Source organism: Paraburkholderia xenovorans LB400, from assembly GCF_000013645.1.
In the GTDB taxonomy this organism is placed as follows: Bacteria; Pseudomonadota; Gammaproteobacteria; order Burkholderiales; family Burkholderiaceae; genus Paraburkholderia; species Paraburkholderia xenovorans.
Genome location: NC_007952.1, coordinates 1,466,261 through 1,491,197, shown reverse-complemented (window position 1 = coordinate 1,491,197; position 24,937 = coordinate 1,466,261). Strand labels below are relative to the sequence as shown.

20 protein-coding genes are annotated in these 24,937 nt (G+C 62.3%); 10 read left to right on the top strand and 10 right to left on the bottom strand.

Annotation, left to right across the window (positions count from 1 at the left end):
• Positions 1-43 precede the first annotated feature (43 nt).
• Positions 44-1,153: an OpgC domain-containing protein gene (locus BXE_RS28590; protein WP_011491606.1), complete on the top strand. Its 1,110-nt coding sequence runs from the start codon at positions 44-46 to the stop codon at positions 1,151-1,153.
• Positions 1,154-1,256: 103 nt separating this feature from the next.
• Positions 1,257-2,132, top strand: a complete 876-nt coding sequence (locus BXE_RS28585; RefSeq protein ID WP_011491605.1) for an alpha/beta hydrolase — start codon at positions 1,257-1,259, stop codon at positions 2,130-2,132.
• Positions 2,133-2,288: 156 nt separating this feature from the next.
• Here BXE_RS28585 and BXE_RS28580 read toward each other — a convergent pair whose 3' ends face one another.
• Entirely contained in the window at positions 2,289-3,371 is a 1,083-nt protein-coding gene (locus tag BXE_RS28580) for an AI-2E family transporter (RefSeq protein WP_011491604.1), read from the bottom strand.
• Between the two features lie 373 nt (positions 3,372-3,744).
• On the opposite strand from BXE_RS28580, the gene BXE_RS28575 reads away from it, so the two are divergent.
• Both BXE_RS28575 and BXE_RS28570 read left to right on the top strand, forming a co-directional pair.
• On the top strand, positions 3,745-4,026 hold the full coding sequence (locus tag BXE_RS28575; protein ID WP_007177006.1) for a DUF3331 domain-containing protein: 282 nt from the start codon (positions 3,745-3,747) through the stop codon (positions 4,024-4,026).
• Between the two features lie 262 nt (positions 4,027-4,288).
• Complete coding sequence (locus BXE_RS28570) at positions 4,289-6,874, top strand: adenosylcobalamin-dependent ribonucleoside-diphosphate reductase (RefSeq protein ID WP_011491602.1); 2,586 nt, start codon at positions 4,289-4,291, stop codon at positions 6,872-6,874.
• Positions 6,875-6,893: 19 nt separating this feature from the next.
• Here the strand turns inward: BXE_RS28570 and BXE_RS28565 are convergent, their stop codons facing one another.
• From BXE_RS28565 to urtA, 7 genes are all read right to left on the bottom strand, one after another.
• Positions 6,894-7,223: a zinc ribbon domain-containing protein gene (locus BXE_RS28565; protein WP_040124774.1), complete on the bottom strand. Its 330-nt coding sequence runs from the start codon at positions 7,221-7,223 to the stop codon at positions 6,894-6,896.
• A gap of 118 nt (positions 7,224-7,341) precedes the next feature.
• Positions 7,342-8,574 (bottom strand): formamidase, encoded by a 1,233-nt coding sequence (gene fmdA, locus BXE_RS28560; RefSeq protein ID WP_011491600.1) that lies wholly within the window; start codon positions 8,572-8,574, stop codon positions 7,342-7,344.
• Positions 8,575-8,610: 36 nt separating this feature from the next.
• Positions 8,611-9,300 (bottom strand): urea ABC transporter ATP-binding subunit UrtE, encoded by a 690-nt coding sequence (gene urtE / locus BXE_RS28555; protein ID WP_011491599.1) that lies wholly within the window; start codon positions 9,298-9,300, stop codon positions 8,611-8,613.
• A 71-nt stretch (positions 9,301-9,371) separates the two neighbouring features.
• The gene (gene urtD, locus BXE_RS28550; RefSeq protein ID WP_011491598.1) at positions 9,372-10,115 is read right to left on the bottom strand and encodes an urea ABC transporter ATP-binding protein UrtD; all 744 of its coding nucleotides are present in this window, start codon (positions 10,113-10,115) and stop codon (positions 9,372-9,374) included.
• A complete protein-coding gene (urtC, locus tag BXE_RS28545; protein ID WP_007177000.1) occupies positions 10,112-11,275 on the bottom strand; it encodes an urea ABC transporter permease subunit UrtC in 1,164 nt (387 codons plus the stop codon). The genes urtD and urtC overlap by 4 nt, the downstream gene beginning before the upstream one ends.
• A gap of 60 nt (positions 11,276-11,335) precedes the next feature.
• Entirely contained in the window at positions 11,336-12,253 is a 918-nt protein-coding gene (urtB, locus tag BXE_RS28540) for an urea ABC transporter permease subunit UrtB (protein WP_011491597.1), read from the bottom strand.
• 74 nt (positions 12,254-12,327) lie between these two features.
• Positions 12,328-13,593 carry an urea ABC transporter substrate-binding protein gene (gene urtA, locus BXE_RS28535; RefSeq protein WP_011491596.1) on the bottom strand — a complete coding sequence of 422 codons (1,266 nt, stop codon included), beginning with the start codon at positions 13,591-13,593 and terminating at the stop codon, positions 12,328-12,330.
• Between the two features lie 252 nt (positions 13,594-13,845).
• On the opposite strand from urtA, the gene BXE_RS28530 reads away from it, so the two are divergent.
• The 6 genes from BXE_RS28530 to BXE_RS46030 all read left to right on the top strand — a co-directional run bounded on the left by BXE_RS28530 (position 13,846) and on the right by BXE_RS46030 (position 22,102).
• A complete protein-coding gene (locus BXE_RS28530; RefSeq protein ID WP_233518965.1) occupies positions 13,846-17,307 on the top strand; it encodes a hybrid sensor histidine kinase/response regulator in 3,462 nt (1,153 codons plus the stop codon).
• Positions 17,300-18,385 (top strand): response regulator, encoded by a 1,086-nt coding sequence (locus tag BXE_RS28525; protein WP_011491594.1) that lies wholly within the window; start codon positions 17,300-17,302, stop codon positions 18,383-18,385. Before BXE_RS28530 ends, BXE_RS28525 begins: the two co-directional genes overlap by 8 nt.
• A 389-nt stretch (positions 18,386-18,774) precedes the next feature.
• Positions 18,775-19,836: a dTDP-glucose 4,6-dehydratase gene (rfbB, locus tag BXE_RS28520; protein ID WP_011487057.1), complete on the top strand. Its 1,062-nt coding sequence runs from the start codon at positions 18,775-18,777 to the stop codon at positions 19,834-19,836.
• Between the two features lie 10 nt (positions 19,837-19,846).
• The gene (gene rfbA, locus BXE_RS28515; RefSeq protein ID WP_011491593.1) at positions 19,847-20,740 is read left to right on the top strand and encodes a glucose-1-phosphate thymidylyltransferase RfbA; all 894 of its coding nucleotides are present in this window, start codon (positions 19,847-19,849) and stop codon (positions 20,738-20,740) included.
• Positions 20,725-21,579 carry a dTDP-4-dehydrorhamnose 3,5-epimerase gene (locus BXE_RS48245; RefSeq protein WP_148223020.1) on the top strand — a complete coding sequence of 285 codons (855 nt, stop codon included), beginning with the start codon at positions 20,725-20,727 and terminating at the stop codon, positions 21,577-21,579. Before rfbA ends, BXE_RS48245 begins: the two co-directional genes overlap by 16 nt.
• 181 nt (positions 21,580-21,760) lie before the next feature.
• Positions 21,761-22,102 carry a hypothetical protein gene (locus BXE_RS46030; protein WP_148223019.1) on the top strand — a complete coding sequence of 114 codons (342 nt, stop codon included), beginning with the start codon at positions 21,761-21,763 and terminating at the stop codon, positions 22,100-22,102.
• Positions 22,103-22,148: 46 nt separating this feature from the next.
• Here BXE_RS46030 and BXE_RS28505 read toward each other — a convergent pair whose 3' ends face one another.
• The gene (locus BXE_RS28505) at positions 22,149-23,675 is read right to left on the bottom strand and encodes a right-handed parallel beta-helix repeat-containing protein (RefSeq protein ID WP_011491590.1); all 1,527 of its coding nucleotides are present in this window, start codon (positions 23,673-23,675) and stop codon (positions 22,149-22,151) included.
• Positions 23,672-24,916, bottom strand: coding sequence for a glycosyltransferase (locus BXE_RS28500; protein ID WP_011491589.1), 1,245 nt, complete (start codon positions 24,914-24,916; stop codon positions 23,672-23,674). Before BXE_RS28500 ends, BXE_RS28505 begins: the two co-directional genes overlap by 4 nt.
• Between the last annotated feature and the right edge of the window lie 21 nt (positions 24,917-24,937).

The window sequence follows — 24,937 nt, the reverse complement described above, 5'->3', positions numbered from 1 at the left end:
GACTAGCGCGCCGTCGCACGGGGCCTGCTTTGGGCACCACACAATGCAAAAGTCGCAACCGCGCCTGATCGAGCTCGATTTTTTTCGCGGGCTGGTCCTTCTGATCATCGTCGTCGACCACATCGGCGGCAGCATTCTGTCGCGCGTCACGCTGCACGCCTATGCGCTGTGCGACGCCGCCGAGGTCTTCGTGTTCCTCGGCGGCTTCGCCACCGCCACGGCCTATGCCGCGCTCGCCGAACGGCGCAACGAGACGATCGCGCGCAGCCGCTTCCTGCGGCGCTCGCTCGAAATCTATCGGGCGTTTCTGGTTACCGCCGCGTTGATGCTGCTGGTCAGCGCCGCGCTCACCGCGTTGAGCATCGACGGGCCGAATCTCGCCACCACGGATCTCGACGACCTGTTAGACACCCCGCTCGCCGCGCTGCGCGACATCCTGTTATTCCGCCGCCAGCCCTATCTGGCCTCCGTGCTGCCCATGTACGCGTTTTTCGCCCTGCTCGTGCCCATGATCCTGCCGCTCGCGCGCAGCAAGCCGTGGCTCCTGCTGGCCGGAAGCGTGGCGCTGTGGGCCGGCGCGCCGGCCATCGACGCGTACCTGCCCGCCGCGCCGGACATGCACTGGGATTTCAACCCGTTCGCCTGGCAATTGCTGTTCGTGCTCGGCGTGCTGGCTCGTTGCCAGCCGGTCTATCAGCGCGTCAGCGCGCACCGCCTGGGGTGGCTCGTCAGCCTGCTGGCGCTCGCCGTGGTAGCGGCCGCGGCCTACTACAAGCTATTTATCGAGCGCGAACCGCTCGACGGCAGCCTCAAACAGAACCTCTCCTATCTGCGAGCCGTCAATTTTCTCGCCATTGCCTGGCTCGTCGCGAATCTGATCCAGCTAGGCTGGACGAAGAAGCTCGCGCAATGGATGCCGTGGGTCGGCGTGATCGGCCGCAAAGGGCTGCTGTGCTTCGTCGCCGGTGCCGTGATCTCGCTGGTGGTCGATTCCGTGCTGTACGCGGCGACGGACGGCTATCTGAACTATCCGCTCGGCCTGCTCGCCGACGCGGTCGCGGTCGCCGCGCTGTTCGCAGTGGCGCTGGGCGCGGAGCCGCTCAGGCGTCTGGCCGGCCGGTTGTATGCCGGGCGGCTTGGAACGTCGCCCTGAGGTCCTGAGCGGCGCGCACGTGGGCCAACGCCCAGGATTCCACCGCCGATCCCGATAGCACGACAGCCGCGCGCAACCCGCGCGGCGCGCCTCCCAATCTGACATGCGTCTATTCCTACAGTCCGCCCTCGTTGCGCTCTACGCCGCGTCCACCAGCGCGCCGACCCTCGCCAGCACCGTCATCAGCCGAAGCTTCTATTCGGACGCGCTCGGCCGCGACTGGTCCTACACCATCTATCTGCCCACCGGCTACCGCCACGACGCCAGCCGCATTCCCGTGCTCTACCTCCTGCACGGCAATAATGGCGATGCCAACGACTGGATCACGCAAGGTCATCTGCAAACCACGGCCGACGCGCTGATCGACCACAAGGAGATGCCGCCGGTCGTGATCGTGATGCCGCAAGGCGGCACGGACTGGTACGTCGATCGCAAGGAGAAGATGGAAACGGCGTTCTTCGACAATCTGCTGCCCGAGATCGAAACGCGCTACGCGGTCTCGACACAGCGCGGCGGGCGGATGATCGGCGGCGTCTCGATGGGCGGCTTCGGCGCGCTGCGTTATGCGATGACGCAGCCCGAGCGCTTTTGCGGCGCGCTGCTGCTGAGCCCCGCGATCTATGCGAACGAGCCGCCGCGCGCGTCAGCCGCACGCCGCGTGGGCGTGTTCGGCGAGCGCGAATTCAACGCGGGCATCTGGCACGAGCTCAACTATCCGGCGCAATGGGAGCGCTACATGAGCCGGCCCTACCGTCTGCCCATGTTCATCGCCGCCGGCGACGACGACCTCGCGATCCAGTCCGAAGTATCGTCGCTCTATACGCACCTGAGGCTGGCGGGCAATCCGGCGGCGCTGCGCATTATCGACGGCGGCCACACCTGGGATGTCTGGAGCGCGCTGCTGCCCGCCGCGCTGAAATACACGCTCGGCTGCGTGAAGCCGCCGCCGCAGGAACATCCGTCGAATCAGCGGCCCTGAAGGTTCGGGGCCAGCGGGTCCAAAGGGTCCAAAGAGTCCAAAGGGTCCAAAGGGTCCAAAGGGTTCCAAAGAGTCCGGGGGTCCAGGTGTGTCTATCCTGCGTCCAACCGGCATCTGTCCGGACTGTGCGAGGCAGCGCGGAGAAGCGCCGTGCAACTATTGCACGAGGTCGGTCCACAACACCATCAGCACGGTCATCAGCGCGGGACCGATAAAGATACCGAGCAGCCCGAACGTTTCCGCGCCGCCAAGAATACCGAACAGCACGAGCAGGAACGGCAGGCGCGTGGAGTTGCCGATCAGCACCGGCCGCACGAAATGCTCGGCGACGAACACCACGACGGCGCCGAACACGGCAAGGCCGATCGCCGCCGCCACCGAGCCTTGCGACAACAGCCACAAAGCCGCGATGCCGAAGGTCAGCGGCGCGCAGAACGGCAGCATCGCCGCGATCGCGGTGACGAACGCGAGCAGCGCAACGTGCGGCAAGCCCGTCACGAAGTAGGCGACGCCCAACAGCGCGCCCTCGCCTAGCCCGACCACGACCAGCCCCGACACCGTGCCGCGCACTGCCGCGGCCATGCGTTGCAGAAGCTGCGCGCCGTCGTCGCCGAAACCGCGCCGCATGCCTTTGAGCAGCGCCCCCGACAAACGCGGACCCGCCTGGAAGATCACGAACAGCGTGACCAGCATGAACGCGAACACCGTCACGGCATGCACCGCGCGCGCGCCGAAGTGCCGGCCGAGCGTCACCACGGCGGGACTGTGCAGTCCTTTCATCGCGGCCGACTCGCGCAGCGGCTGAGTCAGGTTGGCCTGCCACCACGTGGAAATCTGTTGCACGCCGAACGGCAGATGCTGGACGAAATCCGGCAACGGAATGCCGTTTTCCTGCACCGTCTTGAACCACTCGTTCAGGTCATGCGCTTCGCGCAGCGCCTGCGCAATGCCGATGCCGACCGGCAGCACGACCAGCAATGCGATCAGCAACGTCAGCACCGCGGCGATCAGCGTCGTGCGGCCGGTGAACCAGCGGTTGCCCTCGACCTTGCGCAACAGCGGCCACAGCGCAATCGCGATCACGCCGGCCCACGCCACCACCGCGATGAAATCGCGCACCACCCACAACGCCAGCAGCACCAGTCCGATGTAAAGCGCGAGCGAGGCCGTTTTCTGCTTTTTCAGACGGTCCGGCGCATCCGGCGGTTCGGGAGGTGCAACGGGCGGGGATGAAATCATGTGAGCTCTTATGGTTCTGGAAAGACGTCCCTTATGGGGACTTCCTTCGGGCGTGTGCGAGCCGACCGGAAAAATGCAAAACCGCTACACTGGCGTTGCACGGTCGCTCATCAATAACCACATATTAAAGGAAGCGCCGGCGCCCTTTGCTGGCACCGCCCTTGTATCACTGCGTACAACACTGCGTTGCAAAAATCCGGCCTATTCCCGTTTGCCCGCTGTCGTGACGCGCAAAGCCCCGTCTTATCGGCATGGGTCGAATGTCAAGTTTAATTGTTGCTGTTTCAAGAACAGTGTTTCAACGACGACACAATGGCTATCCGGGGCGCGCAGGACTACATTCGGCACACCACACAATACGGAGCCGACGACGATGACCTTAGAGTCCATCCCCCTGGACGGTGCCAATGGCGTACGCATCGAAATTCTCGAGCGCTCCGACACGACGCTGGTGATTCGCTGGGTCGAGCCGGGACGATGTCACTACGGTGAGCAACGGTGGCGGCGCAGATCGGCGCACACGTCCGGAACCTGCGCGGTATCGCGCCGCAAGATTCGCCGCGGCGACGCGGTGTTCAAACCGGCGGAACGGCCGGCTCCCTCGAATGCTTCCGCCATGATTTGCGCTGAACTGCTGGAGTGCGTCGAGGACTGACGCCTCAATCCCCTGCCGGCGCCGCGCACGCTGATCCGACGTGCCCGAGCCGCCCGGCAGAACAACCCACATAGCGGTCAGCGCATCATGCGAGCCGCTTCGCACCGTGGGCAACACACCCTTTGATTGCGGCTCTTCGCCACGTGCGTTAAGGTGGACCACATTGCGCCGTGTCACCCTGCCGTGCCACGCACGGCGGTATAGTGACGCGCATTTCCACCCACCGCGCCGCGCCCCTCGCGGCGCCGTTTGAGGGCATATCATGGCCGAAGACACGCCGCAGACCCGCGCCCAGATCGCGCCCACCGCACCTCCCACACCTCCCGCTCCACTCGTCGCACCGCAACAATTCTCCCTCGACGTTCTGCTCGAAAAATACGCGAAAGGCGACGAACAATCGGCTGACGACGTATTCAAACGCGTCGCGCGCGGCGTCGCCGAGGCCGAACCGCCGGCGCTGCGCGAATCGGTCGAAGCGCTGTTCGTCGACAATCTGCGGCATGGCGCGCTCGGCGCCGGCCGCATCATGAGCGCGGCGGGCACCGGCATTGCGGCCACGCTGATCAATTGCTTCGTGCAGCCGGTGGGCGACGCGATTCAGGGCGTCGACGAAGAAGGCCTGCCCGGCATTTACGTCGCCTTGCTGCAAGCGGCCGAAACCATGCGCCGCGGCGGCGGCGTCGGTTACAACTTCTCGGCGATCCGGCCCAAGGGCGCGCGGGTCCACACCACCAGTTCGTCGGCCTCAGGACCGTGCAGCTATATGGACGTGTTCGACGCGTCGTGCCGCACCGTTGAGAGCGCCGGTTCGCGGCGCGGCGCGCAGATGGCCGTGCTCGACTGCAATCACCCCGACCTGCTGGAGTTCATCGAGGCCAAGCATTCGAAAGGCCGCTGGAACAACTTCAACGTCTCGGTCGGCGTGACCGACGAATTCATGCGCGCGGTCGAAGAAGATCAGCCCTGGCAACTCGTGCATCGCGCCGAACCGTCGCCGGCACAGCGTGCGGCAGACGACGTGCGGCAACGCGAAGACGGCCTGTGGGTCTACAGCGAACGCCCGGCGCGCGAGATCTGGGACCGCATCATGCGCTCCACTTACGACGTCGCGGAACCCGGCATCGTGTTCATCTCGCGCATGAACGAGGACAACAATCTGCGCGCGGTCGAAACCATTCGCGCAACCAATCCGTGCGGCGAACAACCGTTGCCGGCATACGGCTGCTGCAACCTCGGCCCGCTGAACCTCACGCGTTTCGTGATCGATCCGTTCGCGCAGATCAAAGGCCGCAAGCCGTCGTTCGACTGGGACGGCCTCGCGAAACGCACGCGCACCCAGGTGCGCTTTCTCGACAACGTGCTCGACGTGACGCTCTGGCCGCTGCCGCAGCAGTACGAAGAGTCGCGCGCCAAGCGGCGCATCGGAGTAGGCTTCACCGGCCTCGGCGATACGCTCGTCATGCTCGGCTTGCGCTACAACTCGCAGGAAGGCCGCGATTTCGCCGTGGGCATCGCGCAACTGATGCGCGACGAGGCGTATCGCGCATCCGTCGAGCTGGCGCGCGAACGCGGCGCGTTTCCGCTCTTCGACGCCGCGCGCTATCTGGAAACCGGCACGTTCGCTTCGCGCCTGCCCGAGGACATCAAGCAGGCGATTCGCCGCGACGGTATCCGCAACAGCCATCTGCTCTCCATCGCGCCGACCGGAACCGTGAGCCTTGCCTTCGCGGACAATGCGTCGAACGGCATCGAACCGGCCTTCTCGTGGACCTACACGCGCATGAAGGTGATGGCGGACGGCAGCCGCGAATCGTTCGATGTGGAAGACTACGCGTATCGTCTTTATCGCGAGCTCGGCGGCGACGTCAACCGGCTGCCGGACTATTTCGTCAGCGCGCTGGAAATGTCGGCGCGCGACCATCTCGACATGATGGCTGCCGTGCAGCCGTATGTGGACACGTCGATCTCGAAGACCGTGAACGTGCCCGCCGACTATCCGTTCGAAGCGTTCGAAAGCCTCTACCTCGACGCATGGAAAAACGGCCTCAAGGGTCTCGCCACCTACCGGCCCAACGAGACGCTCGGCGCGGTGCTCAGCGTGAGCCCGCCGCAAGCCGACGACACGCTGACCGAGAGCGATCTCGATCCGCTGCGAATCGCGATCGATCATCGGCCCAAGGGCGAGCTGCCCGCGATCATCGAGAAAGTCGAGTATCTGACGCAGGCGGGCAAGAAGTCGCTCTATGTGGCGGTATCGTTTATCGAGGTCACGGGCCGGCTGGGTGGTGAGGACGTCACCATCGAACGGCCTATCGAGTTTTTCATTCCGACCGGTCAGCGCGACGAATCGCAGCAATGGATCACGGCGACGATGCGCTCGCTGTCGCTCGCGGCGCGTGGCGGTTTTGTCGCGCGCAACCTGCAGGATATGCGCAAGGTTTCCTGGGATCGCGGCCAGGTCCGGCTCGGCGAGGTGCAGCGGCTGGACGGGCACCGCACGCCGCGCTGGCACGATTCGGAAGTGGCCGCCCTCGCCTTTGCGATCCAGCAGATTCTGCATCGGCGCGGCTTTCTCGACGCCGAAGGCAATCAGGTGCCCTCGCGCATGCTGGCGCGTCTACCGCGCGGGCACATGCGCGCCGAAACCGCGTTGCCGGCGGATTTCGGCATTCGCCCGCACCCCGTCGAAACCGATGCCGACGCCCTCGTTTTGACGCAGCCCGGCGGCGCGCAAGGGCTGCATACGATGCTCGGGCGCAAGTGCGGGTCGTGCGGGGCAAATGCGGTGATTCGCAAGGATGGCTGCGACTTCTGCACCGCGTGCGGTGAAGTGGGCGCGTGCGGGTAGAGTCCGCGCGCGGTCGCGGCTAGTGGCTGATCATCCACGGCCTGCCTGCGGGATTGGTCTTCAGGCCCCCCGCGGTCGTCGCGCCCTTTGTACTGCCCGATCCGCATCCACACCCCGGCCCATGCCGGTGTTTGTATTCGCCCGAGCGTTGCGGCGCATGCGCCGAGCGCTCGTTGATCTGATGTCCGGTGCGCGCGCCTGCCGCCATCAACGACAACGAAGGCAGGCTCAACGTGCGTTGCGCCTGCGACTCGCAGGTGGGGCATGCGCAAGGCATGTCGCGTTCGGCAACGCGGCGGATCGCGGCGAACGGGCCGCAGTTTTCGCAACGGTAATCGTAAGTCGGCATGATGTGCTCCCTGGATGCTTCAAGTCGTTCTATTTCCGGTGACCGCCGCGCCTTTGCGCGACCCGGCACGGCGGTCTTACGGACACGGCCCTCTCAGGTGTTTCAGCAAACGTCTGCGTCAGACCAGATCCGGTGACAAAGGCAGATCCACGCCGCCGGTAATATGTTTGACGGGTCCCGCGGAGTTCGGCCGGATATCGAAGTCGAAAATCTGCGTGGGCAACCACAGCGTCGCGCAGGCGTTCGGTACATCCACGACGCCGCTGATATGCCCCTGCACCGGTGCCGTGCCCAGAATCGAGTAAGCCTGCGCGCCCGAATAGCCGAACTTCTTCAGATACTCGATCGCATTCAGGCACGCCTGGCGGTAGGCGATATGCACGTCCAGATAGTGCTGCTTGCCTTGCTCGTCGACGGAGATGCCTTCGAAGATCAGGTAGTCGTTGTAGTGAGGCGTGATCGGACTCGGCTTGAAAATCGGGTTCCTGATGCCGTATTTCTCCATGCCGCCCTTGATCAACTCGACCTTCATGTGCACCCAGCCGGCCATTTCAATGGCGCCGCAGAAGGTGATTTCGCCGTCGCCCTGACTGAAGTGCAGATCGCCGACGGAAAGACCCGCGCCGTCCACGTACACCGGGAAATACACCTTCGAGCCGCGCGACAGGTCCTTGATATCGCAGTTGCCGCCATGCTCGCGCGGCGGCACCGTGCGCGCCCCTTCGGCGGCGGCTTTGGCGCGCTCGTCGCCGGCGAGACGCCCCATGTGCGCAGTGGCGGCAAACGGCGGATTGGCGAGGCCGGGCACACGCTGCGGGTCCGTGGCGATCAGCGCGGCTTCGCGCTCGTTCCAGGTGGCCAGCATCTTCGGATCAGGCAGGCAGCCGATCAACCCCGGGTGGATCAATCCCGCGAAGTTCACGCCGGGAATATGGCGCGAACTGGTGTAGAGACCATGAAAATCCCAGATCGACTTTTGCGCCTGCGGGAAATGATCGGTCAGGAAACCACCGCCGTTCTTCTTCGAGAAGAAACCGTTGAAGCCCCATTGGCTCTCCTGCTTCGCGCCGATGTCGAGCAGGTCCACCACCAGCAGATCGCCCGGCTCCGCGCCCTTCACGCCCACCGGTCCGGACAGGAAGTGCACGATGGAGAGATCGATATCGCGCACGTCGTCGGCACTGTCGTTGTTCTTGACGAAGCCGCCGGTCCAGTCGTAAGTCTCCAGAATGAAATCGTCGCCCGGATTGACCCAGCAGGCCATCGGAATATCCGGGTGCCAGCGGTTATGGACGTTCTCGTTGTCGTAGGCCGACTGGTTCAGATCGACCTTGATTAGCGTTTCAGCCATTGCAAACTCTCCTCTTGGAAATTGCAGACAGTCGGCTCACACCGACAGGTACTCGCGGATCTTCACGGTGTCGGCGTCGCTGCGCGTGCTCTCATGCACGAGGCGCCCGCCTTCGATCACGAAGAGCCGGTCGGCCACATCGAGCGCGAAACTCAGCACCTGCTCGGACACGACGATCGTGATGTCGCGCAGCTTGCGGATCTCGTTCAACGCCCGCGCGATGTCCTTGATGATGGACGGCTGAATGCCCTCGGTGGGCTCGTCGAGCAGCAGCACCTTGGGCTCCGTGACCAGCGCGCGGGCAATCGCCAGCTGTTGCTGCTGGCCGCCGGACAGGTTGCCGCCCTTGCGCGAGCGCATCTCGTAGAGCACCGGAAAGAGCGCGTAGATTTCATCGGGCACGCGCTTCGTGGGCGAGTTCTCCAGACCGGTCTGGATGTTCTCCTCCACGCTCAACGTGGCGAAGATTTGCCGGCCCTGCGGCACATACGCGATACCTTTGGCGACGCGCCGGAAACTTTCGTCGCGCGACACCTCTTCGCCATCCAGTTTCACCGACCCCGCTTTCAGCGGCAGAATACCGATCAGCGACTTGAACAGCGTGGTCTTGCCCATGCCGTTGCGCCCCATGATCGCCACGGTCTCGTTGCGGGCGGCGTTGAAGCTGATGCCGTGCAAGGCCTCGCTTTGGCCATAACTGACGAATACGTCGTCCACATTCAACATGCTGGGCTCCTCGTTGCGCGCTTCATGATCGCCTCCCGTTCGACTCGTGACCGGTTCAAGTTCGTTCTCACTCAGTGGCCCAGGTAGACGTCGATCACGCGCGGGTCGTTTTGCACCTGGTCCATCGCGCCTTCGGCGAGAATCTTTCCCTGGTGCATCACCGTGACCTTGTGGGCAATCTGCTCGACGAACGCCATGTCATGTTCGATGACGATCATCGAGCGGTTCTGGCAGATCCGTTTGAGCAGTTCAGCCGTGATCTCGCGCTCGCGCACGCTCATGCCGGCGATCGGCTCGTCGAGCATCAACAGTTCGGGCTCCTGCATCAGCAACATGCCGATTTCGAGCCACTGTTTCTGGCCATGCGAGAGCAAGCCCGCTTCCAGATCCAGTTGATTCGCGAGGCCGATCTCACCGGCCACGCTGCGCACGCGGTCCATCACGTCGTCCGTGCGGCGAAACGCCAGTGCGCCGAACACGCCGCGTCCGCGAGGAAACGACACTTCGAGGTTCTGGAACACGGAGAGGTTTTCGTAAATCGACGGGGTCTGGAACTTGCGGCCTATCCCTTTGCGCACGCGACGAAACTCCGGCAACTGCGTCATCTCCTCGTTGCGGAACTTGATGCTGCCGTGGGTCGCGCGCGTCTTGCCGCAGATGAGATCGAGCAGCGTCGTCTTGCCCGCGCCGTTCGGTCCGATCACCACGCGCAGCTCGCCGCGGTCCACATACAGGTTGAGCGAATCGATCGCCTTGAAGCCGTCGAACGACACGCTCAGCTCTTCCACCGCCAGCACGAAATCGGTATTGCTCATGAGGCGCTCCTTGCGCCGCGGCGCGCGAGCCACGGCTTCACGTGACTGTCGTAAAGACCGGCGAGGCCGTTCGGAAACGCCATCACCACGCCAATAAAGAGTGCCGCCATCAGGAACAGCCACAGGTTCGGAAAGCTCTCGGAAAACCACGTCTTGCCGAGATTGACGAGCACCGCGCCGTAGACCGCGCCGACCAGCGACATGCGCCCGCCCACCGCGGCATAGATCACCATTTCAATGGAAGGCACGATCCCCACGAACGACGGTGACATGAAGCCCACCTGCAACGTGAACATCGCCCCGCCGATCGCGGCCAGCACCGCCGCGACACAGAACGCGAACACCTTGAACATGGCCACGTCATAGCCCGAGAAACGCACGCGGTCTTCCTTGTCACGCATCGCGAGCAGCAGCGTGCCGAGCTTGCTGCGCTGGATTTGCCGGCAACAGAGAATCGCCACCAGCAGCAGGACCGCATTGACGAAGTACAGGATCAGCTTCGCACCGTCGCCGCGAATGTCCCAGCCAAGCAGGGTGCGCAAATCCGTGATGCCGTTCACGCCGCCCGTATAGCCTTGCTGGCCGATGATCAGCACCGAAAGAATCAGCGCCACCGCCTGCGTGATGATGGCGAAGTACACGCCGCCCACGCGCCGCTTGAACATGGCGAAGCCCACCACGAACGCCAGCGCGCACGGCACGACCACCACCGCCGCAAGCGCGAACGGCAGCGAATGAAACGGCTTCCACCAGAACGGCAGCGCGGTGAGCTGGTTCCAGTCCATGAAGTCGGGAATGCCCGGCGTCGACTGGATTTTCGTGCTGACCGGATCCGAGGCTTCGAGCTTCAGGAACATGGCCATGCAGTAGCCGCCGAGGCCGAAAAACACGCCTTGCCCGAGACTCAGCACGCCGCCGTAGCCCCACGCCATCACGAGGCCGACGGCGACGAACGCGTAGGTCAGATACTTGCCCATCAGATTCAGACGGAACACGTCGAGCGCGAGCGGAAACACGACGAGAATCAGCACCGCCAGCACCACGATGCTGCCGTAGCCGTCGGTGGTGAGCCAGCGCCGCAGCGCGGGCCGCAAGCCGGCGCGGGCGGCGGCATGACCCGGCGAAGCGGGCGCACCGGCGGAAGGGTTCAGCGGGTCCATATGCGTTTCTCCGGGCTGAAGCGATTGATGGAACGGTTCAGAGGCGCACTCGATGAAAAATCACGCACGGCGCACCTTCGACGCGAAAAGTCCTTGCGGCCGCAGCATCAGCACGATCACGATGGTCAACAGCGTCACCACGCGCGCCGACGAACCCGTCATGAAGAACTCGCTGATCGACTGCATCTGCGCAATGCCGAAGGCGGACGCCACCGTGCCGAGCAGGCTCGCGGCGCCGCCGAACGTCACCACGAGGAACGAATCGACGATGTAGAGCGAGCCGCTGGTCGGCCCGGTGGAGCCGATCGCGGTAAACGCCGCGCCCGCGACACCGGCCATGCCGCAGCCGATCGCAAAGGTCAGCCGGTCGGTCTTGCGCGTATCGATGCCCGCCGCGTTCGCCATCTGACGGTTCGCCACCGTGGCCCGCACACGCAAGCCCCAGCGCGAGCGGTACAGCGCCAGCAGCACGCCGCCCGTCATCACCACGGCGAGGCTCATCACGAAGAGGCCGTTGATCGGAATGTCGAGCCCCGGCTTCGGCGACCAGGAACCCATCAGCCAGTCCGGCAAGGTCGGGCTCACTTCTTTCGGGCCGAACACCGAGCGGAATACCTGCTGCATGCCGAGGCTGAGGCCCCAGGTCGCCAGCAGGGTGTCGAGCGGACGCCGGTAAAGATGACGGATCAGCGCCCACTCCGCGACCCAGCCCGCTGCGAACGCCAGCGCGAAAGCCGCGCAGATGGCGAGCGGGAAATACAACGGCGCGAAGCCGTGCCAATAGTTGTCGGCCAGTTGGGAAAACATGTAGATCGTGTAAGCGCCGATCGTCATGAATTCGCCGTGCGCCATATTGATGACGCCCATCTGGCCGAAGATCACCGCCAGCCCCAGCCCCATCAGGAGCAGCACGCTGAAAAGGCTCAGGCCCGCGAAACCCTGCATCAGCGTGATGTTAAGAATGTCCGAAGCCGACATGTCGCTCTCCTCGAATTGATCGGCGCGCGCCCGCACTGCGGCGAGCGCGCTTCACGCGTGGCTTGCCGCGGTGATTACTGGTAGCCCTTCGGGAACGGATTGGGCTCGATCAGATCCGGCGATTCCGCGACCACCTTGAACTGGCCGTCCACCTGCGCCTGTCCGATCCGCGTGCGGCTCCACAAGTGATGGTTCGCGTGAATCTTCACGTAGCCCTCCGGCGCGGTCTTCAATTCGATGCCCGGCGAGGCCGCCACCACCTTGTCGACGTCGAAGCTGCCGGCCTTCTCCACCGCCGCTTTCCAGAGCCACGGCCCGAGATAGGCCGCCTGGGTCACGTCGCCGATCACGGATTTCGGCCCGTATTTCGCCTTGAATGCCGCGACGAATTTCTTGTTGTTGTCGTTATCGAGCGACTCGAAATACTTCATGGCCGAGTAGAAGCCCGCGAAGTTTTCGCCGCCAATGCCGAGCACTTCGTCTTCCGTCACCGAGATGGTCAGCAGGAACTGCTTGTCCGCGGTGATGCCGGCCGCCTTGAGCTGCTTGTAGAACGCCACGTTCGAACCGCCGACGATGATCGCGTAGATGCAATCCGGCTTGGCGATCTTGATCTTGTTGATCAGCGAGTTGAAGTTGGTGGTGCCGAGCGGGTAGTACTCCTCGCCCACCACCTTGCAGCCGGTCAGATGCTGCTCGATATGCTTGCGCGCGATCTTGTTCGAGGTGCGCGGCCAGATATAGTCCGAGCCGATCAGGAAGAAGCTCTTCGCCTTCTTGGTCTGATTCGCCCAGTTCAGCCCCCAGAGAATCTGCTGGGTCGCTTCCTGGCCGGTGTAGAACACGTTGTGCGACTGCTCCAGGCCTTCGTAGAAGGTCGGGTAGTACAGCAGGCCGTTGTCGCGTTCGAAAATCGGCAAAACGGCCTTGCGCGAGGCCGACGTCCAGCAGCCGAACACGGCGGCGACGTGATCGTTCTCCAGCAGCTTCTTCGACTTCTCGGCGAACGTCGGCCAGTCGGATGCACCGTCTTCCTGAATGATCCTGATCTTGCGGCCAAGAATGCCGCCCGCCGAATTGATCTGTTCGATCGCAAGCCGCTCGGCCTGAATCGAGCCGGTTTCGGAGATCGCCATCGTGCCGGTTGCCGAGTGCAACTGACCCACCGTCACTTCCGTGTCGGTAACGGCAAGGTGCGTGGTGTTGACCTTGGCGGTCGGAAACTGCTGGGCCCGCGCGATGCCGGACATGGCCAGCGCGGGCGCGGCAGCGAGCCCCATCAACAGTTTGCGGCGCAGCGCCGAGGGCATGCCGGACTCGTTCTGATCATCGTGTGACATCGAATTCTCCTTGTAGTCGTGGTCGGGCGACCCGCGCTGGGAACCGGATGGCGGTGTCGACGCCACGAAAGGTAGGTAGCCAATTTGCGCGGCCCAATACGTCAGTTGACGTAGGGCGCGACAAAAATCCGCTCCCTATAATCGCGTCGGCGTGGTAGCCGCAATGGCATACGGGTGAGGAGGCAAGCGCGAATGGAATGCAATTTGCATGGCCGCACCGCTAGTCACGCAACCCGCCGACGAAAGGCCTCGATGCACCAAACGCAACCACAGACCCCTCCGCCCGCCGCTGCCGCCACCCAAGCTGGGGCATCGCGCCCGCCGGCAGGCGGCACGCAGCGCATCGTCAAGATCCGCCGCGACTACAACGCGTGGGTCGGCGACGAGACGCTCGAGGACTACGCGCTGCGCTTCACGCCGCGCGCGTTCCGGCGCTGGTCGGAATTCCGCGTCGCCAATACGGCGATCGGCGCGGTGTCGTTTCTGGTGCTCGAAGCGATTGGCGGCGCGCTGGTCGTGAACTACGGCTTTACCAACGCGATCTGCGCCATCCTCGCCGTCTCCCTGCTGATCTTTTTGACAGGTATCCCGATCAGCTACTACGCCGCGCGCAACGGCGTCGACATGGACCTGCTCACGCGCGGTGCGGGTTTCGGCTACCTGGGCTCGACGCTCACTTCGCTGATCTATGCGGTCTTCACCTTCGTTTTCTTCGCGCTGGAAGCGGCCATCATGTCGCTCGCGCTGGAGCTGTATCTGAAGGTGCCGCTTTCCGTGGCCTACGTGATCAGCGCGCTCGTGATCATTCCGGTCGTGACCTTCGGCATTACCTTCATCAATCGCCTTCAGGGCTGGACCCAGCCGTTGTGGCTCGTGCTGCTGGTCGTGCCGTACGTCGTGGTGTTGTGGCGTGAACCGCACGTGCTCGCGGAATGGGTGACGTTTAGCGGCGTTTCAGGCAACGGCCACGAATTCAACCTGGTCGCTTTCGGCGCGGGCTGCACCGTGGTGTTTTCGCTGATCGTGCAGATTGGCGAGCAGGTCGACTATCTGCGCTTTCTGCCGCCGCGCACGCGCGCCAACCGCTTTCGCTGGTGGGCCGCGCTGATCGCGGCCGGCCCTGGCTGGATCGTGCCGGGCGCGATGAAAATGCTGGGCGGCGCGTTTCTCGCCTTCCTCGCCATCCAGCACGAGATCGATCCGGTCAAGGCCGTCGAGCCCACGCAGATGTATCTGGTCGCGTATCACTACGTGTTCCATTCGCCTGAAGGTGCGCTTGCCGCGATGACGCTGTTCGTCATCGTGTCGCAACTGAAGATCAACGTGACCAACGCCTATGCCGGCTCGCTCGCGTGGTCGAATTTCTTTGCGCGGCTCACGCATAGCCATCCGGGACGCGTGGTGTGGCTCGTGTTCAACGTGCTGATTGCGCTGCTGCTCGTCGAGATGGGTGTATTCGAAGCCATCAGCAAGGTGCTTGCGCTGTATGCAAACGTGGCGATTGCCTGGATCGGCGCGGTGGTGGGCGACCTCGTCATCAACAAGCCGCTCGGGTATAGCCCGCGCCACGTCGAGTTCAAGCGCGCGCATCTGTACGACGTCAATCCGGTCGGCGTGGGCGCCATGCTGATCGCTTCGCTGATTGCCGCACTCTCGCATGCGGGTGTGTTCGGCACCACGGCCGAGGCGCTGTCGTCATTCATTGCGTTGCTGGTGGCGTTCGTCTGCGCACCGCTGCTGGCCATCGCCACACGCGGACGCTTCTATCTGGCGCGCGACGGCCGCGACCTCGAAGAAGGCGCGATACTGCGCTGCGTGATCTGCGAAAACACCTTCGAACGCGAGGACATGGCGCACTGCCCGGCTTACGCCGGTTCGATCTGCTCGCTGTGCTGCTCGCTCGATTCGCGCTGCAACGACTCGTGCAAGCCGCATGCGCGACTACCCGCGCAATTCGGCAAGTCGATGCGCACACTCTTCCCCAGACTCACGCTTGGGCCCGCAGGTTTGCGGCTCGCGCAGTACGCCGGCCTGCTGATCGCCGTGGTGACGCTGCTCGGCGGCGTGCTGGCGGTGCAGTGGTATCAGAGCGTGCGCACGCTGCCCAATCTCGACACGACCGTTCACGACGTGCTGCTACAGGGCTATCTGAAGGCGTTTTTCGCGCTGGCGCTGGTCGGCTGTATTGCCGCCTGGTGGCTCGTGCTCGCCAACGAAAACCGCAAGGTCACCCAGGAAGAATCGCAGCGGCAAGCCGAATTGCTGATGCAGGAAATCGAGGCGCACCGCAAGACCGACGCCGCGCTTCAGCGCGCGAGCGCCGCGGCCGAGTCCGCCAATCGTGCCAAGAGCCGCTACGTGACGGGCCTGAGTCACGAACTGCGCACGCCGCTCAACAGTATTCTCGGTTACGCACAACTGCTGCTGCAAGGCACCGACGAACTGCCGCCGGCGCGGCGCAATGCCGTGGCGACCATCTATCGCAGCGGCGAGCATCTGCTGGCGCTGGTGGATGGCCTGCTCGACGTCGCGCGGATCGAGGCCGGCAAGCTGCAGTTGAACGTGACGGAGATTTCGCTGCCGGACTTCGTCGCGCAACTCGCTGCCATGCTCGAACCGCAGGCCACCGACAAAGGATTGCAGTTCGAATTCCAGACGAGCGGCCGCATGGCGGACGTGGTGCGCATCGACGAAAAACGCGTGCGGCAGATTCTCATCAACCTGATCGGCAACGCGATCCGCTTCACCTCGCACGGTTCGGTGAAGGTGCGTGCCAGCTATGCGTGGGAAGCCATTACGTTTGAAATCACCGATACCGGGCCCGGCATGCCGGCCAGCGAACTGGAGCGGCTATTCCTGCCATTCGAGCGCGGCGCGGCGGCGCGCGAACACGATCATGGCGCGGGGCTGGGACTGACCATCTGCCGCCTGCTCACGGAACTGATGGGCGGCAACCTGGAAGTGCAAAGCGAGGTGGGCAAAGGCACGCGCTTTATCGTGAAGCTGTTCGCGCCTGAAGTGCGGGCGCCGCAGTTGCTGGCGAGCGGCCCGCTCAACGTGAAGGGTTACGACGGGCCGCGCCGCACCGTGCTCGTGGTGGACGATCTCGCGGAGCAGCGCCGCATTGTCGTGCAGACGCTGGCGCCGCTGGGCTTCAACGTGGTGGAAGCCGCGAGCGGACCGGAGGCGCTGCAATGGCTCGGCACCGCGTCGGCGGATCTGATCGTGATGGACGTGTCGATGCCGGACATGGACGGCTTCGAGGCGAGCCGGCTGATTCGCGACAATCATCTGTCGGCGGCGCCGGTTCTGATCCTGTCCGCCAACGCATTCGCGGACGATCGCGACAAAGGCGCCGCAGCCGGTTGCGACGACTACCTCGCCAAGCCGCTCTACATTCCGCTCCTGCTCGACAAACTGGCCGCACTGCTGCAACTGCACTGGATCGTCGAGCCGACCGAAGCGGCGGCCGCCTCCGCCGTTGCGCGTGTCGACGTGACGGCGAGCCTGCCCGCCACATTGCGCGAAAAGTTGCGTGCGCAACTGGAAATGGGTTACGTGCAGGGCTTTATCGAACAACTCGACGCCGCCGAACATGGCGCACCGGAACTCGCCGCCGTGCTCGAACCATTGCGCGCGCTTGCGCGCCGCTTCCGGCTGACTGAACTCGCGCATCTGCTCGCGCCTACCCCGCAGGTCCATCCCGATGCATGACGAAACTTTGCTTTTGCCGCCCGACACGCAACCGGATTTGCCCGATGGCAAACCGGTCGTGCTGATCGTCGACGACACGCCGGACAATCTCGCGCTCCTCTCCGATACGCTGCAGGCGGCCGGCTACGCGGTACTGGTGGCGCTCGACGGCCAGTCCGCGCTGCAACGCCTCGCGCGCATCACGCCTGACGCCGTGTTGCTCGACGCGCTGATGCCCGGCCTCGACGGCTTCGAGACGTGCCGGCGGATCAAGGCCGATCCGCGCAACCGGCATCTACCCGTGATCTTCATGACCGCACTGACCGATAGCGAGCATGTGGTGCAGGGCTTTCGCGTGGGCGGCATTGATTACGTCACCAAACCCGTCAAGCCAAGCGAGGTCAGCGCGCGGATTGCCGCGCACGTGCAGCGCTCGCGCCAGCAGCGTCAGGCGGACAGGGTGCTGGAGATCGGCATGCGCGCGGCACTGATTGCGGCGGCGAGCGGTGAGATCAGGTGGCAGAGCGATCTGGCGCGGCAACGGCTGGCGTGGTATGGGTCGGGGCGTGGGCTGATGGACGAGGCAGATCAAGTGGCAAACGAAGCGGCAAATGAAGAAGACCGCGACTGTGCGGCTTCGGCTTTGTTCACGCCTCGACGTGTTGACGAAACCGCGCTATTGCATCACCCGCTGAGCGAAGCCGGCCCGCGTCTGCCGATGGTGCTGGAGCAATGGTTCGTGCGCTGGATCGAAAGCGGTTGTGACCTGCAAGCCGCTTTCGAAACCGCCGCCGACGGCGTGCGCCGCGTCGTGCGCGTACTGGGACCGGCAACGCGCGGCGAATGGGTGATCCTGCTGGAAGAATTCGACGACGCCGCGCATACCAGCGCCCTTGCCTCGCAATTCGGGCTGACGGCACGCGAAGCGGAAGTATTGCTGTGGCTTTCGCGCGGCAAGACGAATCGGGATATCGGCGATATTCTCGGAATGGCGCCACGCACGGTCAACAAGCACCTCGAACATGTGTTCGGCAAACTGCATGTCGAAACGCGCGCCGCTGCCGCGGCGATTGCGGCGAAGGCGAGCACGCGGTATTGAGGTCTAGCGTGCCCGGGCTGGAGCGGTTCGTCGTATCAGGGGAATGGCCCTTTCAGCACCCTTTGTCCACTGTCGCAATTATCTGGTCAATTTCTGCCACTTTCGCCTACAACAGTCGGCGTTCGACAATCATTCGTCAATAACGATCGAGCAGGCATGTGCCTGCTCCGTTCATGTGCGTCCTGCCCTTCTACCGACAGGGCGGTAATTCTCATGGTCAGATTCTGAACGTGCCGATTCTCGAAACCGGCGATATTGGACTCACGACCAGGATCAGATCAAAGACAGCGTTACCGGCTCACTGGGGCGTTTTAAATGGCCATAAATTTCATGCGAAGACATTTCACAAAATCAATCGAATGCCGCCCCGCACATTCGAAGGACAATTCATGATTCTGGTAACGGGCGGCGCCGGTTTTATCGGCGCCAATTTCGTGCTCGACTGGCTGCGGCTCCATGACGAACCGCTAGTGAATGTCGACAAGCTGACTTATGCGGGCAATCTCGGTACGCTGAAATCTCGGCAGCACGATCCATTGCATATTTTCGTGCGCGCGGATATCTGCGATCGCAGCGCGCTCGACGCGTTGTTCGCCGAGCACAAGCCGCGTGCCGTGCTGCACTTTGCCGCGGAAAGCCACGTGGACCGTTCGATTCATGGCCCGGCTGATTTCGTGCAAACGAACGTGGTCGGCACCTTCACGCTGCTCGAGGCAACCCGTCAGTACTGGAACGCGCTCGGCGAAGCCGGCAAGGCCGCATTCCGCTTCCTGCACGTTTCGACCGACGAAGTATTCGGCTCGCTGTCCGCTACCGATCCGCAGTTCTCCGAAACCACGCCGTATGCGCCGAACAGTCCTTACTCGGCCACCAAGGCCGGTTCCGACCATCTGGTGCGCGCCTACCATCATACGTATGGGCTGCCGGTGCTGACCACGAACTGCTCGAACAACTACGGTCCGTACCAGTTCCCCGAAAAGCTGATTCCGCTGATGATCGCCAGTGCGCTCGCCGGCAAGGCGCTGCCGGTCTACGGCGACGGCCAGAACGTGCGCGACTGGCTGTACGTGGGCGACCACTGCAGCGCGATCCGCGAGGTGCTCGCGCGCGGCACACCCGGCGAGACGTACAACGTGGGCGGCTGGAACGAGAAGAAGAACCTCGAAGTGGTCCACACGCTGTGCGACCTGCTCGACCGGTTGCGTCCGAAGGCGGGCGCGTCGTACCACGACCAGATCACGTATGTGAAAGATCGTCCGGGCCACGACCGCCGTTATGCGATCGACGCGCGCAAGCTCGAACGTGAACTTGGGTGGAAGCCCGCGGAAACGTTCGAAACGGGTCTCGCGAAGACGGTCCGGTGGTATCTGGACAATCAGGCGTGGTCGAACGAAGTCGCCTCGGGCGAGTACCGCAAGTGGGTTGAGACCAACTACGCGCAGCGCGCGTAAGGGCAAGGCAATGGCGCGTAAAGGCATTATTCTCGCGGGCGGCTCGGGCACGCGCCTGTATCCGATCACGCACGTCGTCTCCAAGCAGTTGCTGCCGGTGTACGACAAACCGATGATCTACTACCCGCTGTCCACGCTGATGGTGGCGGGCATCCGCGACGTACTGATCATTTCGACGCCGCAGGACACGCCGCGCTTCGAGGCGATGCTCGGCGACGGCAGCCAGTGGGGGATGAACATCCGGTATGCGGTGCAGCCTTCGCCGGACGGTCTCGCGCAGGCATTTATTATCGGTCGCGACTTTGTGGGCAACGATCCGTCGGCGCTGATTCTGGGCGACAACATCTTCTACGGTCACGATCTGGCGAAGCAGCTGGAAAACGCCGACGGGAAAACGGAAGGCGCGACCGTCTTTGCGTACCACGTGCAGGACCCGGAACGGTATGGCGTGGTGGAATTCGACCGGCAGTTCCGCGCGCTGTCGATCGAGGAGAAGCCCGTGAAGCCGCGTTCGAACTACGCGGTCACGGGTCTGTACTTCTACGACAACCAGGTCTGCGATATCGCCGCCGACATCAAGCCGTCGCCGCGTGGCGAGCTCGAAATCACCGACGTCAACTCGCGGTATCTCGCCAATGCGGCGCTCAATGTCGAGATCATGGGGCGCGGTTATGCCTGGCTCGATACCGGCACGCATGATTCGCTGATCGAGGCGGCGACGTTCATCGCCACGCTGCAGAAACGTCAGGGGCTCGTGGTCGCATGTCCCGAGGAAATCGCATACCGGCAGCGGTGGATCGACGGCGAGCAACTGCAGGCGCTCGCCCAACCACTCGCGAAGAACGCTTACGGCAAGTACCTGCAAAACCTTCTTACGGATCAAGTGGCGTGGCTGTCCAGGTAATCGCGGCCGCGCTGCCTGAAGTGAAACTCATCGGGACGAAGGTGTCTGGAGATGCGAGCTTTTTCTTCGAGAACTTCAACGCGCAGGCATTCGCCGCACAGGTCGAGCGTGGCGGGGCTCGGCCGGCAGAGCGCCAACCCAATCGCACACTGAAATGTGAAATGAAATTCTTCGACTTGTCAGGACCCGCGGTGAGACCGTTGCGCGCGTGTCTGTTATGTCTTTTTGCAGTGTCCACCTCGGGCTTCGCTCAATATCACACCGCATCGAGCCGGCAGCCCACTCTGTCGCCTTACTCCACCGATAAGGCGAGCGAATTGGACTATACGTCGGTGGATCCGGCTACACTGACCTCTTATTCGCCGACCGGTTTGCCTGTGTCTGATGACTCGGACATGTCGAAGTTGGGGCACTACAAGCGTCGCTATGCGGACCACCAACGTCGACGGGATCTCGACGACAGAAAAACCGCCAGCAAGTCGCCTTATGCGCCCCCCGACCTCACCAAGGAGGCGACAGTAGGGAAAGATCTGATAGATGAGCCGGACTACCTCACCAGCATGATGATCGAATCCGCATCCGAAAGTGGCGACGATCTTGCCCTTGGCGATAACGACAAAAAGGGCCGCCAATCAAGGTTTCAAACGTCAAAGAAGCGGGCACTTGAGTCGTCTCTCCTGTCTCAAGGCGCTTCAGCGGACACGAGTAGCCTCACTTCCTATTCCGCAGCGACTTCAACACTTGATGATACCGAGGCGTCGCCCAGCACGAAGCGCTTCAGGCCAAGTCCTGCAATGAAGTCCTACAGGAGCATGCTGAGCGGTGTGGACGCCAACTGACGAAGCCGTTCCGCTTGCGCTTATATTGCTTGAATCCTGCTTCAGTCGCTGACCGCGATTCCCGCCGGCAGGGACCGCCCTTCACGAGGCGGCCCCATCGACCGCGCAAACGTTTGCTCAAGGCTTGCCGGCGCTCCGTTCCGAACTGGTAGACTAAGGCGCTGCCTGCTTTGGAGCCATCGTGCGAGATTTGCGAACACTGACACGCTTGAGGAACGTTGGCGAGAGTCTCGCCCTGGTGTTTCTTGCCATTGCCGTTTGCGTTGCCGTCGTGATCCGCAAGGTTTGTGGCAGCGTCGCTCGCCTGTGGGACCTTCGCAAGGATCGTCCTAAACAGAATGACGCGATGGATGAATATGTGCGGTCGCTGCATGAGGCACGCACGAAGCGCACACCTGCCGATCGCGCCGGGCATCGTCTGGAAAAACGTCACGAATCCAGTCGACACCCGAAGCGATCGGCCAATGAGGAGAATGCCCCGACGCCCCATTGCCCGGCCGAAGACGCTCACAGCCGCGACTGAGCACGAGGTCGCGAGTCAGCCAATCACGCACGCGCCGATGTCGCAACTACTTATCAGGAGTCGGCGCGTCGCGGAGATCCTGAACCACGTTATCTTCCACGGAAACCCTCCCCGGATTGTCGGAACGAATCCAGGCAGTGACGCTCGCCACGTCTTTCTGTCCGGGCTCAGTAGAAAGTAAATTGGCGGACCGGGACGTGCCGGTCGAAACAAAAATGCGGTTTCGGGCCACCTGCCATTGCCGCGAAAGGCTTCCCGGGCCAATCCAGATCGCGTAATAGCAATCGCCGATCAACTCGTTCTCGTAAATGCGGCCGAAATTCCATGCCTTGCTCGCTGAATTAGCTCCAGTGACGACATGGCTGCCCCGCCCCAGCATCTGCTCTTTTCTCACCCTTCCGCCCGCGATCCACTGGGGAGAAAAACTTTTGTTCTGGTATATCTCGGCATTCCCCGCGCAGTAGAAATGAATGTTATTGCATTTATTCAAGACATTATTCATTACCCTGATGCCGCGATTCCGCTCGGAGATCCAGATTCCACCCACTTCCGCATATCGGCTGTTCGACGCAATGGCGCATTGATTCAGCGAGTTGTGGTGAATATCTACGTTCAGATTCGAGTTATTCACACCGTTGGCATAGAAGAACTCGGAAAACCGGTCCACCGTATCTCTGGCCAGCAGAATGCCAATGGCGTCGGTTCTCGATATCCTGTTGAAGCAAACTTCACCGCCCGATACGCCTCCAAGGAAAATTCCACGAGCGGCGCCGTCCTCGCAAATATTATTTGCGATTTTGACATTCGAGCTATATTTTTCGCCCAAACTGTTTCCGACGTACGATTCCTCGTTTCCCGTGAACCACGTTACGGCAACACAGTCGTCGCCCGGAAACCTCACCCGATTCGAAATAATTCTTATATTGGCTCCGCAACCCTGACAGGTTATGCCGTCGGCCTTGGTGTGATGGACATCATTATCGTGAATATAAATATTGGTCGATTTCTGCACCCAGATACCGGCCGACCAGCTTCCGTCGATCTCAACGCCCGAAATCTCTATCCCCCGAGCACCCTCCACATAAATGGCAAAATTATTGTCGATTCGTGTAGACGGCGCCGACACGTAGGCGATTTTTCCGTTTCTCACGTGCAGGTTCTGGCATCCGCCTAACCTGGACGACGATTTAAACGTCAGCCCCGACGGCGAAGGACCTGTCGGCGTAGGGCGATCTACCAGAAGGGTCGAACCATTCAGATCCAATGTTGCGTTCTTTAAATCAATGAACACGAGCGGCTTGACGCGATACACCTTTCCCTTTCCAGCAATCACCGTGACGTTGGAGCGCAAGGCACGCGTGAAATAATCCGTGTCGTCGTCAATTCCGTTACCGTTGGCACCCGTCCCGTCGATGCGCACGCTAATCTTTGTGCCGTTCGCCGGCGCAATCCCGGAGGAAACAGCAACACCGCTCGCAGCCGGCCGCCCCAAAGATGGCAACGAAAAAGACATGCCGCCCAGGATGAGTTTCACAATGGAGCGTCTTTTCTCCAGGCGATCAACCCGTTTCATCGGCTTTCCGTCGACCGCGGTCCGAACGTCTTGGCCGGTTGAACGGCATCCTCGGTCAATCCGTCAGTTCGCTCTTCTGCGACCGGCACGATTGCGCCATAAACGTGCTCATGCTGCGCCGCTATCTCGTCCCAGGTGGGCGCAATATGCCTTCTCTCCGGCGGACTCCACGATCCCGTCCAGTCCAGAATCTTTGCCGCAATATTGGCAGGATTATCGTCAGCGGGAACCATCAGCACACGCTCGTCATTCGAAGGCTCATAACCTGTTCCACACTGCTCGAATTCGTCCGCCGCGGCTGGAAACGTGGAAAGAACCCGCGTTCCCAGTTCGGCCGAGTACCAGAAACTTCCCCGTCTTGCCGAAAGCCCGTCAGAGAATAGTTGAAGCACTACGTCACACGCAGAGAGCTTTAACGCCAGTTCATCCGCCCGCTCGATATAGCCGCATAGTTCGATATTGCCTTCAAGGCCATACTCCGCAATTTTCTTGCGAAAATCTTCGCGTTTTTCGTCGTGCCCGTCCGGAAAATCACCGCACATAACCAGCTTCGCCGCACACCCTTTGTTCAGCAGTTCCTTGACGATATGCAGCATTTTTTCCGGCTGCTTCCATTCATAGACGAAGCCGAAAAAGCCTAGCACGATCTGCCGGGTGTACCCACTATCGTCATGCCGGCTTTTTTCGACGTGCAGGCGCGATAGCACATTTTCACGCGCCGCCAGAACATCGGCTGTTTCAAGTTCCGGAATATCGACGTTCACGGCGATCGGAATCACAACCTGTTTTTGACTGCGCCTCGTATACTTTGCGACTCGTGAGCTCAAAAATGCTTTCCGCTCCCGTTCGGAGGCAAAGATCAGGACGTCTGCCAGAAGAATGGTCAGGTAAACGCTGGCACGGCGCAACACATGCATGCTTCTCCATTCGTGCAACGTGATCGCGAGGCGGCTCGCTCGAAAAAAGATCCGGCCAATGACCGGCACGACGCCAGGCATGACAGAGGTTCCCCATCCCTCAACCGGATATTGAATATGGACGATATTCGATCGGCTAAAGAATCGAAAAAATCCAAACCATTTAAAAATATTTCCCGGCTTGAACCTTGAGTGAACAAAGCCAATCCTGGCACCGGGCGTCGCTCGCCGGCCCAGAGCGGCCGCCACTTGCTCCGCATAGTCCCCGATACCGTCACGATCAATAGCAGGGTCGTGACCAACCACGTAGTCGACATGAATCATATAATCCTCGATAAATCCGGC

What these genes read in the sequence shown, in the direction of transcription:
- urtC (WP_007177000.1), bottom strand. Translation starts at nt 11,275, where the DNA reads ATGGACCCGCTGAACCCTTCCGCCGGTGCGCCCGCTTCGCCGGGTCAT.
- BXE_RS28565 (WP_040124774.1), bottom strand. Translation starts at nt 7,223, where the DNA reads ATGCCGACTTACGATTACCGTTGCGAAAACTGCGGCCCGTTCGCCGCG.
- rfbA (WP_011491593.1), top strand. Translation starts at nt 19,847, where the DNA reads ATGGCGCGTAAAGGCATTATTCTCGCGGGCGGCTCGGGCACGCGCCTG.
- BXE_RS28585 (WP_011491605.1), top strand. Translation starts at nt 1,257, where the DNA reads ATGCGTCTATTCCTACAGTCCGCCCTCGTTGCGCTCTACGCCGCGTCC.
- fmdA (WP_011491600.1), bottom strand. Translation starts at nt 8,574, where the DNA reads ATGGCTGAAACGCTAATCAAGGTCGATCTGAACCAGTCGGCCTACGAC.
- BXE_RS28505 (WP_011491590.1), bottom strand. Translation starts at nt 23,675, where the DNA reads ATGAAACGGGTTGATCGCCTGGAGAAAAGACGCTCCATTGTGAAACTC.
- urtB (WP_011491597.1), bottom strand. Translation starts at nt 12,253, where the DNA reads ATGTCGGCTTCGGACATTCTTAACATCACGCTGATGCAGGGTTTCGCG.
- BXE_RS28580 (WP_011491604.1), bottom strand. Translation starts at nt 3,371, where the DNA reads ATGATTTCATCCCCGCCCGTTGCACCTCCCGAACCGCCGGATGCGCCG.
- BXE_RS28525 (WP_011491594.1), top strand. Translation starts at nt 17,300, where the DNA reads ATGCATGACGAAACTTTGCTTTTGCCGCCCGACACGCAACCGGATTTG.
- urtD (WP_011491598.1), bottom strand. Translation starts at nt 10,115, where the DNA reads ATGAGCAATACCGATTTCGTGCTGGCGGTGGAAGAGCTGAGCGTGTCG.
- urtA (WP_011491596.1), bottom strand. Translation starts at nt 13,593, where the DNA reads ATGTCACACGATGATCAGAACGAGTCCGGCATGCCCTCGGCGCTGCGC.
- BXE_RS28570 (WP_011491602.1), top strand. Translation starts at nt 4,289, where the DNA reads ATGGCCGAAGACACGCCGCAGACCCGCGCCCAGATCGCGCCCACCGCA.
- BXE_RS28590 (WP_011491606.1), top strand. Translation starts at nt 44, where the DNA reads ATGCAAAAGTCGCAACCGCGCCTGATCGAGCTCGATTTTTTTCGCGGG.
- BXE_RS28530 (WP_233518965.1), top strand. Translation starts at nt 13,846, where the DNA reads ATGCACCAAACGCAACCACAGACCCCTCCGCCCGCCGCTGCCGCCACC.
- BXE_RS28500 (WP_011491589.1), bottom strand. Translation starts at nt 24,916, where the DNA reads ATGATTCATGTCGACTACGTGGTTGGTCACGACCCTGCTATTGATCGT.
- rfbB (WP_011487057.1), top strand. Translation starts at nt 18,775, where the DNA reads ATGATTCTGGTAACGGGCGGCGCCGGTTTTATCGGCGCCAATTTCGTG.
- BXE_RS28575 (WP_007177006.1), top strand. Translation starts at nt 3,745, where the DNA reads ATGACCTTAGAGTCCATCCCCCTGGACGGTGCCAATGGCGTACGCATC.
- urtE (WP_011491599.1), bottom strand. Translation starts at nt 9,300, where the DNA reads ATGTTGAATGTGGACGACGTATTCGTCAGTTATGGCCAAAGCGAGGCC.